The 15,210-nt window shown below is 45.0% G+C and carries 5 protein-coding genes and 1 tRNA gene; 1 reads left to right on the top strand and 5 read right to left on the bottom strand.

Features of this window, described 5'->3' with window-relative positions; all coding sequences use genetic code 11:
• Nucleotides 1-16: 16 nt before the first annotated feature.
• Nucleotides 17-8,275, bottom strand: coding sequence for an immunoglobulin-like domain-containing protein (locus tag MKY23_RS09495; RefSeq protein WP_339837482.1), 8,259 nt, complete (start codon nt 8,273-8,275; stop codon nt 17-19).
• A 468-nt stretch (nt 8,276-8,743) separates the two neighbouring features.
• On the opposite strand from MKY23_RS09495, the gene MKY23_RS09490 reads away from it, so the two are divergent.
• The gene (locus MKY23_RS09490) at nt 8,744-12,385 is read left to right on the top strand and encodes an S-layer homology domain-containing protein (protein ID WP_154958171.1); all 3,642 of its coding nucleotides are present in this window, start codon (nt 8,744-8,746) and stop codon (nt 12,383-12,385) included.
• 181 nt (nt 12,386-12,566) lie between these two features.
• On the opposite strand, the gene MKY23_RS09485 is transcribed toward MKY23_RS09490, so the two are convergent.
• From MKY23_RS09485 to nrdR, 4 genes are all read right to left on the bottom strand, one after another.
• Nucleotides 12,567-13,193 carry a type 1 glutamine amidotransferase family protein gene (locus MKY23_RS09485; protein ID WP_154886718.1) on the bottom strand — a complete coding sequence of 209 codons (627 nt, stop codon included), beginning with the start codon at nt 13,191-13,193 and terminating at the stop codon, nt 12,567-12,569.
• Between the two features lie 107 nt (nt 13,194-13,300).
• On the bottom strand, nt 13,301-14,263 hold the full coding sequence (locus tag MKY23_RS09480) for a YafY family protein (protein WP_339837478.1): 963 nt from the start codon (nt 14,261-14,263) through the stop codon (nt 13,301-13,303).
• Between the two features lie 109 nt (nt 14,264-14,372).
• A tRNA-Ala gene (locus tag MKY23_RS09475) sits at nt 14,373-14,445 on the bottom strand.
• Nucleotides 14,446-14,649: 204 nt separating this feature from the next.
• The gene (gene nrdR / locus MKY23_RS09470; protein ID WP_090920285.1) at nt 14,650-15,117 is read right to left on the bottom strand and encodes a transcriptional regulator NrdR; all 468 of its coding nucleotides are present in this window, start codon (nt 15,115-15,117) and stop codon (nt 14,650-14,652) included.
• Nucleotides 15,118-15,210: the final 93 nt, after the last annotated feature.

The raw sequence follows: 15,210 nt of genomic DNA, 5'->3' as shown, positions 1-15,210 counted from the left end.
CCTATATTTAACAAGCTTACATCAAACTCCATAAATTATAGATCATCACTGCCGCTTCGTCACGGTTAGCCGTTTTCTTCGGCGCAAACTCATCGTTACCTACACCGTTTATGATGCCTGCTCCCTGTATTGTCTCTACAGCTTGCTTCGCATAGTTTGCGATGTTTGCTTTATCCTTAAAAGCTCTAGCTTCACGATCTGGTAATTTTAGTTGCTTTAATTGAATCGCCTTGTATACCATAACGGCCATATCTTCACGCGTAATCTTCTCATGAACTCCGAAACTTCCATCTGGTTTCCCGTTCACAATCCCCAGCTTCTGCGCGGATGCGATATTTCCATGGTACCATTCTCCTTGTTTCACATCACTGAAACTTGCCGTCTCGCTCTCATCCGATAACTCCAACACATTCATCAGCATGGTGATGAACTCTGCTCTTGTCACCTGACCCTTCGGATTAAACTCGCCATCGCTTACACCCTTTACGGCTCCTCTTGCGGCCAATGCCGAGATCGCATCTTTCGCCCAGCTTTGGGTCACATCCTGAAAGCTCGTTGTAATATACGCTACCGTATACTTACTTAGATCCGTTGGTTTGAACTCTACCTGACCTGTCCCTGCGTTGTATCTACCATTCATAACAACTCTTAGATCTCCGTTGTCCTTCACATCGTATACAATGACGCTGTTTGGATTTTCGGCAGCCTTAAGTGTATATGGTAATCTAATCACGAGATCATCTCGGCCATCAAACGCCATAAGATTCTTACCATCAAGCGTTAACTTGAGATCGTATACGATCTCACCGTTCATCCTAACTTGTGTGCCAGCTGGCAGTTGATTGGCAGCTATTTTCTTGATCGACAATCCTAACGTTTTCCCTGCGCTTATTCCTGTTCCAAGCCGTTCGGTAGCCAACGTTACGACTGCTGATCCTGTGTTAATTTCGATGTGACCTACCTTAGAAGTTGCACTTGTTAAGCGGGGATCTACCGCTAATTCAACGATTAGCTCGTTCAAGCTTTGATCACCTTCAAGTTGTACCTGTAGCTTACCACCGGTCGTTTGATCAAGTGCACGCTTCACTGTATCAGGACTTAGCTTCACTATAGAAGCACCGTTCTCATTAACAACTGGCTTAATGTTTATCTGACCGTTGCCCATCACCACCTGTTCACTTCCACCTGTAGAAGCTGGTGGTACTGTAGGTGCAGGGATGTTACCGACACTACCACTACCGCCACCATCTCCATTACCACTGCTTGGTGCATGTGGTGTTCCCGATACCACAACCCCTGCGGATTCTTGCCCCGCTACGTTTATCGTAGTAATACGGAATTCATAACGCGTGCCATTTGCAAGTCCTGTGACTTCATAACTGCTAGCCGCATGATTCAGCGTTACCGTCTTAAACTCTGTATTTCCATGACCTGTAATCTTAATAGCGACCAGATCGCTTTCTGCAGGATTACTCCATTTCAAAGTAAGCTTCTGATTACCAGCTATTACGCTTGTTCCGGTCACTTCTCCTGGCGCAGTCGGTTCAACCAGTGGTGTCACCGTTACTGTAGCGCTGGATGATATACCACCATCTACTGTAGTTACTGTAATGCTTGCTGTTCCTGGTGCCGCAGCTGTTACTCGACCTGTCGCACTTACAGTGGCTACTGCTGGATTACTTGAGCGCCATCTTACTTCCTTTTTCGTTGCATTTGCCGGTGTGATCGTAGCTGTCAATTGCCCTGATTGACCTTCTACGATGGACAATGTCGTTTTGTCCAAGCTCACTCCGTTAACGGGTACCCTCTTCCCACTGAGTGCATCATACTCACTTTGTGTAATCGGAATGACCGTTCCGTGACGCGGACTAGAGGGTAAGTTGTAGTTCGAAGATAATGTCCAATCGCCTGATGCAAGATTGGTTGTCTCGAATGGAATATAACCTCTTCCACCAAACTCATCTACGAATAAATACCATTTTTCATCTGTATTCGATTTGAAGATGGTTGGCCCCTCAACCCATTTCATGTTACCCACACCTTGATTAATCATCTTGAAGGTTGGATCCAAGATCGAGTCACCCATCTCTTGGAAAATCATCTTGCCAAATGGAGCAGTAGCACCGTTGTCTCGTTCATCCTTCGTAAAACGATACACTTTTCCATCATGTTCAATCATTGTTGTATCAATGATGGAGTATCCATAATCCAAGTATACTTTCGGTTCAGTAAACGTATAGAAATCTCTTGTCTTGCTATACATCATTTGTTGATAAGCGTTACCGGTATGGGATGCATCATCAAACATTCTTGATGCCCAAAATACGATATATTCACCTGTTGTCTTGTCGTACATGATTTCCGGTGCCCAGGTATTACCCGCTTCTTCGGGTGCAACCTCTACCATGCGTTGATCTGTCCAGTTGACGAGATCATTCGATTCCCACACCATAATGGAACGACTGCCCCATGTCTGTGCTCTGCCCCAGTTACCATTACCGTTGATTTTGAGATCGGTGGCGATCATGTAGAATTTGTCGCCTTCAGGCGAACGAATAATGAATGGGTCACGTACTCCCTTCTCTCCTAAGTTAGAGGTCAGTACAGGTTTACCCTCATTCAATTCTCGCCAGTTTAACGGATCATTACCGTTACTTAGTGCAAAATAAACTTGCTCACCTGTTGAAGTACCTTCCCCAGTGAAATAGGTGAAGAAGTATCCTGCATATTTTTCATCAGCAGGCAGTTCCTTGACCTTCGCGATAAACTCCTTCGTAGCGGATGCTGAGTTTAATGTAATCGTAGCTGTAAGCTTCACGTCTACATCTCCACGACTATGTGCAGGACGTTGCACTTCCCCAGTCATCGACACGACATTTGGTTGAGCGGAAGCCCAAGTAATCGTTGTCCCATATAATCCAGATGCCGGTAAGGAGAGATGACCTCTTACATCCTGAATGTTATGAACAATTAGTGCCGCTTTTGCTTCATCTACAGCACTGGCATCGCTCGGCAATGCTTTAACCATTATCGTAAAGGTTTTGTTCGTTGTCTCTGTACCATCAGTAAATACCGCTGTTAACGTTACAACTTGATCACCAGTTGCGTTATCTGGTCTAGTCACGACACCTGTAGTTGAGATCACATTGCTCTTATCCGTTGTCCAGCTTATTGTTGTGCCATAAGCACCTGATGTTGGCAAGGTTACATTGCTTGTAATCGCATCTTTGGATGTATTCGAAGCAAGCAGTTCATCAATTGTTAATTTCTCTGTCGCAGCCGATACAAGCATGCCCTTCATTGAAGCAATCTTCTGATCCGCACGAGCCTTAAGGATTGTAATATCGGCCGCAGTCATAGCACCATCATAGATTTGGAAGTCTGCAATCAACCCGCCGAAGTATGGATCAGCTGTATAGAATGACTTACCGATGGTTCCACTGCTGCCAGAAGTATTTTTTATTTGTTCTAGCGTCATTCCATTCGTTGATCCTGATGCAACAGCAATACCATCAATATAAATGGTTAGTGTACCCTCCTTGCCTGAAACAACCGTCGTAACTACTTTCCATTCATTATTCTTTAAACCCGTGGTAGAAGTTGAAGACTCATTATTCCAGGCATTCGTCGCGATGCCTAAACGGGCTAGCCCGTTAGCATTATAGCGCGGTGTGAAATACGTATAGTGCGTATTATTATTTGGCCTTCCTAGTGCGTACAACCACTCCGCAGCGTTTTTACCGCTCCAATTCACAATCGATGAAACGGTGATATCCGTTAATCCATCGAGAACTCCTTGTGGCAGCTCTACATAGGAGTCCGCCCTGCCCCCGTTAAAGCTCAGCACACCAGCATCTTCTGTACGAATCCATTCTGCGTTAGACGGATTCATCCATTTTCCGTTGAAGTTACCTGTTTGATCAATAACCGTCGCAGTCCCACGATCGATATCACTCATATCGTAGTGCAGAATGAGCTCAGCCCCGGATGGCTGCTCTACTGGGGGAGTAACGTCTTCATCTGCTAATGCTGCAATCTCTTGACCAGATAATGCACGATTATAAATACGGAAGTCATCCAATTTACCATCAAACAAACGATCAGAATTATTTCTGGATCTACCAATGTAATTCATCGTTGTTTGCAGTAACATTCTCGGTTCAACATTAAATGTCGAGCTACGTTTAACCTCTTTCCCATTCACATACAGTACTGCTTCAAATTCATCCATAGTAACGGCAACATGTTGCCAAGTCTTCGTTGGTAATAGTCCAGTATTTCGCACTGCATATTTATAATCTGATCCGAGTTTCGTGCTGTCATTGCTAAATTTTTCTGTAAAAGGGGTTACGACAGCGAACTCTAGACTACCTGTATCCCCTTGAGTACTCAAGTACATGGTGTTGCGGTTAACCTGTCTACCTGTTTCGGAAGCAAAATCAAATATTCTCTGATTGGCTTGATTTTTGTCCATTTGAACCCATGTAGAGAACGTAGCCTTCTCCAGATTCAAAGATTGAATCAGGTTATCTGGCAGTTTCACATATCCTGTAGACCCATTAAGCTCTAGCGAAGCGCCCTTTTTACCGATGTGATCCTCTTCATTAATCGTTGCTCCACCTACCAGTGTTGCGTGATGGCCGTTCCCCGAAATGTCGTTCAACGTTGTACCATTCACTGTATTTGCATCGAATGAGTAATGTACAACCGGGTCTGTTGATGGTGCGGGTCCCTTCAAAGCATATTTCTCTTGCAAAGCATTATACTCCGCACGTGAGATTGGGATCACTGTTCCGTGCCTTGGTCCTGGCGGAAGTGCATATTGATCACTGCTTAATACATTGTTAATATATTGCGTGCTACTATCCAGATCTGTTGTATATCGTACATGATAAGGCCATGAATCCAGGAACAGATACCACTTGTCTTGATGAATATCCTTAAATATGGTTTGTCCTTCGTTGTTTCCATTTTTTCCGATCAAGCCAAGTTTGTTATCACGTGTACCCGGAACAGCGTCGTATTGAAGGCCATTAGCTGCAATACCGTCCTTGTCATAGTAGAAATTTGGTGCTTTCTCCACATACACTTTGGTATTGACTTCTGATTTGGTAAATCGATACAACATATCATTATGCTCAATAAACGTCGTATCAATGGTTGGAAGTGACTCATCAATCATGACCTTTGGCTCTGAAAAGTTATAGAAATCTCGTGTTGTTGCATAATACATCACATTATACTGACCTGCCGGTCTCCCGTTATAATCACCGTATGTCTCTGTATTTTTCATCGATGATGCCCAAAATACGATATACTCTCCAGTTGCAGGATCATAGATCGCTTCTGGCGCCCACGTATTTCCTCCTGTTTTGGGAGCAACCTTGACCATTCGTTGCTCGCTCCAGTTCACGAGATCCTCCGACTCCCAGATCATCATGTAATGGCTGCCCGTAATTTGAGCCTGGTCGAAATTCGTACTTTCACCCACTTTCAAATCGGTTGCCAGCATATAGAATTTATCACCTTCTGCTGAACGAATAACGAATGGATCACGAAGTCCCTTTTCACCCATATTCGATTGAAGGATCGACTTCCCATTGTTCAACGCTTTCCAGTACAGTGGATCTTCAGCCGTAGCGAAGGAAATCTCTTCACCACCCTCATATTCACCTGTAAAGTACGCAAAGAAGTACGCATCAAGCTGTACTGGCGCAGCTGCTTTTTTAACGGTAAGATCAAACGTACGCTCTTTAGAAGCTGAGCCATTTGTAATTGTGGCTGTTAACTTAACGGGTACCTCCGTAGCTTGGCGGCTTACCCACCCTAGCTGTGTAGCATTACTAGCCGATTCAGCCGTGCCTTTAACAACGGTAGGTCTGCTAGACGTCCACGTAATGGTGGAGCCTTGTTCACCCTTAGTCACAAGACGCAAATTTCCTTTGACATTGTCTGCATTGTAGATCTCTAATTGTTCAGCATCCAGATCGACCTTCTGCTGGTCATCGAATTGCTTTAAGATCGTAACAGGGAATACAGCCGATGTAGATACGCCTTGATACATTAAAGTAGCCGTAAGCTCCGCTTGAACATCACTTGCTTGAGCATTTGGACGTTGTACAGTGCCACTGTTAGAAATAACTGCAGGCTGACTGGAACTCCAGGTGATACTTACGCCGTTTTTACCGCTTGTCGGTAAGGTAACATTTTTCGTTATTTTATCCACACTCTGATCTGCCTCGTCCAAGTAACGATCCATGCTAAGTTGATTCGCTGCATCATCAACAGTAAGCTGACGTATTTTCGAGATGTGAGTTACGGCTTCTTGTTGATATAACTCGCCCATTTCTTGCTCCGTCAACGCACGGTCATATACTCGGAGATCAGCTATGCTTCCTTGAAGATATGGATCGTTCGCGAAGATGGACTTGCCGATAAATCCAGAGAACGTAGAATCTGGATTAATGATGTCTGACAGCTTGAGTCCCTTCGCATTACCTGAAGCAACCTTGACTCCATCCACAAATAATGTGATCGTGTTGCTGGCTTCGGAGAAGGACACCGTTACATGCTTCCACTGTCCAGCGATCAGATTGGAGTTTGCGTTGCCTGTGACTAATGCTTCGTTCGGCCAGCCATTTTTGGATATACCTGTAGCCATCATATTGCCTGATCCGCTACCGTGACGTGGGGTTACGAAAAAATATTTGTTCGTTTCTGGAGTTAACACCGTACCCAAACCGAAGATCCAGCGATTCGTACCATCATTCGTCCAGTTCACGATGGAAGATACGGTAATCTCATTCAGACCTTGCAATAGATCCCTTCCATTTGAGCCCTTAGGAACCTCAACATATCCACTATTCGATGTAGAGCTTCCGCCATTGAAGGAAATAAAACCAACCTCACGGTTAGAAATGAATTGTCCATTATTTACATTTTTAAATATTCCATCAAATGTAACTTGTTTGTTGGCGACATCCTTCAGTACGAGTTGACCATCTACTTCTGCAGTGGTTTTCATGTTGTAATGAAGAATCAGATCATCATTTTGCGACTTGGCTTGAACGTTAATAGCGGATACAGCTGTAAAATCTCCATCTTTCGTTTGTACCGTAATGGTGGCTGTCCCTTCACTAACCGCTGTAACGTTACCCGCCGAATCGACATTCGCTACACTGGAATCACTCGATGTCCAGGTAACTTTTTTATTGGTTGCATTTGCAGGTGAAATTGTAGCCACGAGTGTCTCGCTGTCCCCTACTGATAAACGAAGTGCAGATTCATTGAGCGATACACCTTTAACAGTAACTTGTTCAATAGAGGCGTCCTTAGGTAACAAGGTGACGATAAACTCCTTCGTTGCTTGGCTCCCACCTAAAGAAATGGTTGCCGTTAACGTCACTTGTTGCTCCATTTCTAGTAAAAACACTTTCCCCGTTGGGCTAATTGCACTTTCATCACTGGAAGTCCATACTATCGATGCGCCATATTTATTGACAGAAGGAAGTTCAAGAGATTCGGTAACGGCAGATAGGTCACCTAACGTCAGCTCTTTTTTGCTTTGTTGAACTTGCTTTTCATCGAGTGATTGTTGATATACTCCAGCGATATCATCACTACTTAATGCCTCTCCGTAAATTCTCAAATCTTGAAAGCTACCCGCAAAAGTAGCATCCCCTAAATAATTGGAGCGACCGATGTAAGCTTGCAAATCCGTACCAAAGCTTGCTGTTGTTTTCTCTTTGGAGACGGTGCCTATACTTACTCCGTTAATGTAACCTGTAATAGAGTCTTCTGTGATGACCGTTGTATAGTGAACCCATTGACCTTCATACTGTGAAGTAGAAGGGCCTGATACGCCTACCTCCGTCGTCCAAGGCTGGTCAACATTGTTGGAATCTGTAACTACCGACTTAAAATCACCACTTGGATTGGATGGATTAAACAGCCAGTAATTCGTTGGCAACTTATTTTCAGCCGCTGGCGTACCGTAAAATAATGCTGCATAGTTACCACGTCCAGTGTTACTCTTGATCCATACAGAAATCGTTAAATTTTCTTGATGATCAAACAAACCCGTAGGAAGTTGCACGTAGTTCGTAGTACTATCGGTCCCTCCAGGCAGAGTAAGACCATCGGCATACGTGATATTGCCTACAGCCGCTCCATTCTTGCCATTACCTGATGTATCCAATACATCCTCGAGCAATGGATAATGCGCCAACATCGTTGGTGTAATTGGGTCAGCTGAAGCCTGATTGTTAAATGACATACCAAAACTAAAACAGCTACTGAAGGTCAACAGTAAAACCAAAGTGATGTTTGTCATTCGCTTTCGCATAGCATTCTTCCCCTCATTGAATATTCAGAAGCACACAAAACCATAGCTCGCTTTCAAACCAAGACCCCTTCACTCAAGAAACTAGAGAACCACCCCAAAATGAATACGCTTACATTTTTTCATATTACGTGTTCCGATATTTCAATTCAATGTACTATCATGTTAATAACGTGGACTTTTTTATTTCAATTTGAAATTTGATGTGGATTGAAGCATTGTCCCTATTCCTCGAATCAATCGTTTTTATTCCAATATATACTCTACATTGAAAATAAAGGATTTAACTCTAGATAAACATAATATATATAGTTGGGCGCTTGTAAACTTGATAACGCTTCCAAATACGGATGCGAGTAAACCATGAGCGCACCGGATCAAAAAATAAGGAGGATTGCATCTATGCCAAAACGATTTAGAAAAATGCTCGCGTTCCTTTGTTGCTTGGTAATGGTGGCCTCGCTAATGCCTACGAGCTACGCTGCCGACAGTGACAACATTGAAAGCTCAGCAGTAACAAATGAAACAAAGGCCGCCATTTTTGGCACTCCCGAACTCGGGTCAAACGACCCACTCTGGAGCCAAACCATGGAACATCACATCAACAAAAGCACGGTGCCCACCGACCCAAGACCCCATGCCACGGGCACAGCCAGAATCCTCTGGGATCACGACTACCTGTATGCCCGCGTAGTTGTGAATGACAGTAATCTATATCAGGGAGCTGGCGGAGATCACCGGTACGACAGCCTGGAGTTTTATGTTGGTACTGGAACCAGTGGCTCTAATCAATGGCGTGTCAGCGCGACGGGTGTGTTTTCGGGGCAGGCCGCTCCTGGCAGAGCTGCATGGACCCAGATTACGGAAACTGGATATATCGTGGAGATGAGAATACCCAAAAGAAACTTGACCTTACAGGAGGGAAAGCTTACCTTTGAGGTCTACATCAATAACTCAACGGAAAACGGCGGTGACCGCTATGAAGTCGTTTCCTCTTTTGGAGTGCCCGACGCGGCTTATACCAGCTCTGATTCGTTTATAGACAGCCTGCAGCTCATCCCAGCTAATGAATTAGACACCAGATTATCCATTACCGCCACTGCCGGACCGGGCGGCTCAATTATGTCGAACCCACCCGGCGATGTGCTGAGAGTAGATCGGGGCTCTAACAAAGAAATAACGTTTACCCCCGATTCCGGTAAAGTTGTGGATACGGTAACGGTAGATGGCGAGATTGTGACTCTATCTTCTGGCTCTTATACCTTTTCGAATATTGAGGCTAACCATACCATTCATGTGACATTCAAGAACGATCCGGACGCAGGGGTACTTCCCTTTATCGTATGGAATGACAACTTTGCCAGTGGCGAGTACACAACGGCTGTTATCATTGATTTAGGCGAGGGAAAGGCGGCGTTAGGCTCCGCGCTTAATCCGGACTTGTTCGCCTTATCGGTTAGGAACACCACCCTGAATGGTGAAGCGGTTACCTTAGAAGGACCACGCAAGATCACAAGGGTATATGCTAATGATGAACCGAAGGTACGGGGCTATGTGGGGCCGGTTAGCAATTCACCAGATTATCAGGACGGACTGGCGAGCGGGCGTTACATCGTCGTTGAGTCTGAGTTTTATTCAGAAAGCGGCGGTAATACAACACTGGACGGCAGCAGTAACTCAACAAAGCAGGTTTACACCCTCAGCCCAAAGGGTGAGATCGTGCTGACAGAGGGGAATGCACTTCACAACGTGGTTTTTGAGCAAGAAAAAGTTGTGAATGCCATCCTTGATAAGTTCACAACCTTCACGGATAATTCGGTCAATCGCTCGCTCTACCTTCATAAGGATGAAGACGGTAACGTGATGAAAGGATTGCCGCTATATGTGTACACCCACGGCATGTCACGCGGCGGCACAAACGCTGCGGCAGACCAAAAAGCGGCCATGAAATCTGCCAACGGCTCCGTCGCTCTAATGAAAAAAATGGCACAGAATCCCGAAAAATACGCCAGCCACATCCTGAATATTTCCTATAATGGCGTTTCTGTTCCCTCCACACAGAATGTTAAAAAGGTCATTGACGCCTTGATCGCTAGCGGCGAAGTAGATCCTAACCGTGTTTATGCAGCAGGCTTCTCCTGGGGCGGACAGTATACGAACAACTTAGTGAACAGCTATCCCGGCTTCTTCGCTGCTGCCGCACCGATGGCCCCGGTAAGCGGTTCACCGAACGCTAACTCCAATGAGGCACACAATAACTTGGCCTATTGGATGTTTTTGAATGCTCATAACGTTGGTGGCTACCAGACTAACCTCAATAACTTCATCAATAACAATATGCCAAAAATGATTAACGCAAGGGCTTCACGCTTTGAGAGTAATGAGGTACTTACGTGGCCTTACAATCAATTTGATCAGCCGAATCTGAGACCTAATCCTGCCAACACACCTGTTCTGGCGGATTATATAGCGCATGAAGTTGAAGCGGCTGTTCTCTACAACGAGATAACGATGGGAACTTGGAGTATAGCTCCCACGGCACAATCCTCTAACTTGCCGGCCTGGAACAATGACTACACAGATGTCTTTGATTGGATGTTCGCACAAAGAAAACCGGCTGCGCCCGGTGCGCCGAGTGGACTCAAGGCGACAGTAGGTGACGGACGGGTCACCTTGAGCTGGTCTGCTCCTGCTGACAACGGTGGTAGCGCGATATTAGGCTATAAGGTATGGTATGGCAACGTACCGCCAGTCACATTGGATGCGGCGGAGACCAAATATACCTTCAATAACCTGACAAACGGCCAAAGCTACAGCTTCAAGATCATCGCGTTGAACGCGAAGGGCGATGGAGCAGAGATCAGTGTGACGGCCATGCCAACAGCGGCGACAACTCCTACCGTGCCTGGTTCTGGTGGAACTTCCGGTAATACTGGCAACACGGGCAACACCGGTAATACAAGCAACATTGGTAACACAAGCAACTCCGACAGTACGGGCACCGGGACAGATAACGGAATATCAAATTCGAACTACACCCTGACTACACCGAAGGATAAACCCGCTGTCACGGACAAAAATGGAATTACCACCCTGCCCGGTGGCGGCAAGATTTCAACCAAAGGCGAGATCGAGATCACGGTACCAGAGGGTACAACGATAGACTCTAACGGTAAGGTGACTATTCCGGCGGACAAGATTGCCCAAGTGACGCTACCTAGCAGCAAAGGCACAGTGACCATTTCTGGTGGATCGACAATCGAGAACGACGGTACGGTCACTGTGGGTGGCAAAGTAGCCAACGTGAACCTGCCAAATGACAATCAATTGCATATCCATGAAGGATCAAAGATACGGGGCGACGGTACGATATTGATTGGACCGGACGGAGCAAAAGTCGACTTAAACAACGGCTTGTCACTAAACATTCGTGAGGCTACGGTGCTTACATTTAATGATGCCACCTCATTGGGCTTCCTCGTGCGATCGGGCAATCCTTTTAGGGATACCACCATGGATGACTGGTTCTACAGTAACGTAAATTCCGCTTACACATACAACCTTTTCAACGGCACGACTTCTTCATCGTTCTCACCCAGCACCGGAATGACACGTGCAATGTTCGTGCAGGTACTAGCCAATCTGGAGAACGTAAAACAAACCGACTCTGCGAGTTCCCGCTATAGCGACGTGACGGACGGACAATGGTACACGGCGGCAGTCGAGTGGGCGGCAGAAAAAGGCATAGTCAACGGTTTAAACGCCAATCTGTTTGATCCTAATTCTCCGATGACTCGCGAGCAGATGTTAGTGATCCTTTACAACTACATGCAGTACAAGGGCTATCAAATACCTGAAAGCCAGTCTAAGTCCTTCACCGACGAGAATGAGATGAGCTCATGGGCATTGGAGGCCGTTAAGGTGATGCGGAGCAACGGTGTTGTATTAGGCAATTCGGACAATCTCTTTGCTCCTAAAGCCACTGCTACCCGCTCTGAAGCAGCTACTCTCTTTGTAAGGTTCATCGAACACTTGCATAATTGAAAGCGCGTACAGGATGATACGCTCCTTCTGGCTAAGCAACATACCTAAAGTCCTCCATTGTAGAGGACCATTTTAGAAAACGTCTTTTCTTTCACTTCCGATAAGAAGACAGACTTACGGAGCAATCCATCAAAAAACGCCATCACATTGAAGTGATGGCGTTTCTCTTGAACGGGAGCGGTCATTGGATTGAATTCATTAACGCGTAGAAATATTGAGGTTCATGAGTTTTATTAAGACGATACCATGCGTCTAATGTTTCTGGAGAAAATACATCTAGCGCTCCTAAAACATGAACAGAAAATTCAAGTGGAGCTACTCCGGAAGCGGTGATCAGTTTTCCATCCGTAACAGCAACGTCCAATTTGTAATATTCTTCGCCTGTGTAAGACGGACAAATCATTTTAAGATACGCCAGATCATTGCTTGTATGCGAGCGGGAATCTAACATGCCTGCTTGAGCAAGTCCTATGGAAGCTCCGCAAATCGCTCCAACTACGATCCCTTCCTGTAAACACATCTCGGCAAATTTTAATATGGGCCTGTGAATATCCTCTGTCCATGTGTTTCCCCCAGGTAAAATCAATGCATCTACGCTTGTAATGTTGCACTCATCCACTGTAATATCAGGTGTTATTTTCAACCCCCCCATTGTAATTACCGGAGTCTTTTCGAGCCCAACAGTAACGATTTGTACTGGAGCCAGTCCCTTTCTAAAGTATCTTCCTGAGTTTAGCTCAGCAGTCAAATAACCTATCTCCCAATCGGACATGCTGTCAAAAACATAAAGATATACTGTGTTTTTCATTTTGAATTTCTCCCCTTTTCTTATCTATCAAGGACTACAATCCATCGATAATCACTGACTATTTCATTATAAAATAGCTTCACTGACATCCGCTGTCAGTGAAGCTATTATTGTTGATAATATTCCATTAACTCTGCTGCAATAGCAACAAGCCTGTCTTTCACACTCTGGGGTTCGATGATTCGAATGGATACACCATAGGATAGAAGAAAATAAGGGACAGAATTATGAATGGATTTTTCCTCAAATAAAAAGATGGCTTGATTAGATGTTCGCTCTTGCAGATGATGGCCTAAAAACCAATGCATGCTTAGTTCGTCTAACGCATCCGGCCTGCCTTCGATCCTTAAAGAAATTAACCCTTCCTTCCCCACAAGATCAGGTAACAGGTTTTTCATAAAAAAGTCACGGCTAGAAAAAGCTTCAGGACGCGTAAAGATTAGTTGAGTACGCTTGATTATTAAAATCCGATCTACCCGGAAACTTCGTATTTCATTTCTTCGGTGGCAAAATGCAATTGTATACCATTTATTGTTCCAGTAAACGATCCCATAAGGATCTATCATCCTGTTCTTTGGCTTCTCTTCATGGTTTGTACGGTAATCTATCTCTACAGATATTCCCTGTTCTACAGCATGCTCTAAATCCGCTAATACGAGCTGACTCGAAGGGCTGACCATGCGGTTTATCACTTCAAATCCAGATAATTGTTGGTTTAGTGCGCTCTCCTGTTGCTCATTCGAATACATTTTCAACTTGGCTGTCGCATTCTCTAATGTCTCAGTCAATGGATATCCGGCTTCTTTTGCAAAAACAGCAGCATGCAGGAGTGTCTTCTTTTCTTCCATATCAAACAGCAGCGGTGATCTGATAAAATGATTCAGCAGACTATATCCACCATGATGACCTGCGTCGGATATGATGGGCACTCCACTAGAACATAGTGCATCAATGTACCGATAAACGGTTCTTATATTGACTTCTAACTTTTCAGATATTTGCTTTGCAGTTAACTTCTCTCCCGAGTTCAACATCCATAGGATGGCTAACATATTATCTTTTTTTGGCATAACATAACCCTCCCCCCCATATCATCATATTAGAAATTCCACATGCGTCAATTGATTTTCACAAAAACAAAAAAACGGCATTTCTGCCGTTTCTCGTCACACACTCTTATGGAGCCTAGGGGGATCGAACCCCTGACCTCATCGCTGCCAGCGATGCGCTCTCCCAGCTGAGCTAAGGCCCCAGGATATGAAGTTACATCTTGTCCAGCACTGCTAAAAACTCATTTTACAGGCGACTTCTATATCATATAAAATCCCTTCTGGACTGTCAATACCCTTCTGAAACACCGAAATCTATGGAGAAGAACATTCATGTTACGGGCACACACGGCATGGCATATACCAGATGCAGCTCCGGATTGCTCTTCTCCTTTTCCCCCACTACATTAGTCCTCCAGATCTTCTTTGGACAGCAGTGATTTCAGTTCTTTCATGAACATGTTAATGTCTTTGAACTGGCGGTATACCGAAGCAAATCGCACATACGCCACTTCATCAACCGGAAACAGCTGCTCCATTAACAGCTCGCCGATCTGGCGGCTCTCCACTTCAGCTTCAGCTGTGTTACGCAGTGACTTCTCCACTTCAGATACCATCATCTCCAGCGTTTCTACAGAGACCGGACGCTTCTCACACGCACGGATCAAACCACGGAGAATTTTGTCACGGCTGAACTCTTCCCGGCTGCCGTCCTTCTTAATGACGATCAACGGTGTTTCTTCAATCATTTCAAAGGTTGTGAACCTTCTCGCGCACTGCTCGCATTCACGACGGCGGCGGATGGATTTCGATTCATTCGCTGGTCTGGAGTCCAACACTTTGGTACCTAAATAACCACAATAAGGACATTTCAACTTAGATCACTTCCCACTTTTACTTTTTACCACATATTCCCTGAGCATATTTTGTAATGAAAATCGCATTCGCGACACATAATACTTTTACCA

Source organism: Paenibacillus sp. FSL R7-0272 (assembly GCF_037969905.1).
Taxonomy (GTDB): domain Bacteria; phylum Bacillota; class Bacilli; order Paenibacillales; family Paenibacillaceae; genus Paenibacillus; species Paenibacillus polysaccharolyticus.
Note: the sequence above shows the minus strand (reverse complement) of the source record. Positions and strands in the feature narration are given on the sequence as shown.

Coding starts and splice junctions, on each gene's coding strand:
- MKY23_RS09495 (WP_339837482.1), bottom strand. CDS start 8,275: ATGTCATTTAACAATCAGGCTTCAGCTGACCCAATTACACCAACGATG.
- MKY23_RS09490 (WP_154958171.1), top strand. CDS start 8,744: ATGCCAAAACGATTTAGAAAAATGCTCGCGTTCCTTTGTTGCTTGGTA.
- MKY23_RS09485 (WP_154886718.1), bottom strand. CDS start 13,193: ATGAAAAACACAGTATATCTTTATGTTTTTGACAGCATGTCCGATTGG.
- MKY23_RS09480 (WP_339837478.1), bottom strand. CDS start 14,263: ATGCCAAAAAAAGATAATATGTTAGCCATCCTATGGATGTTGAACTCG.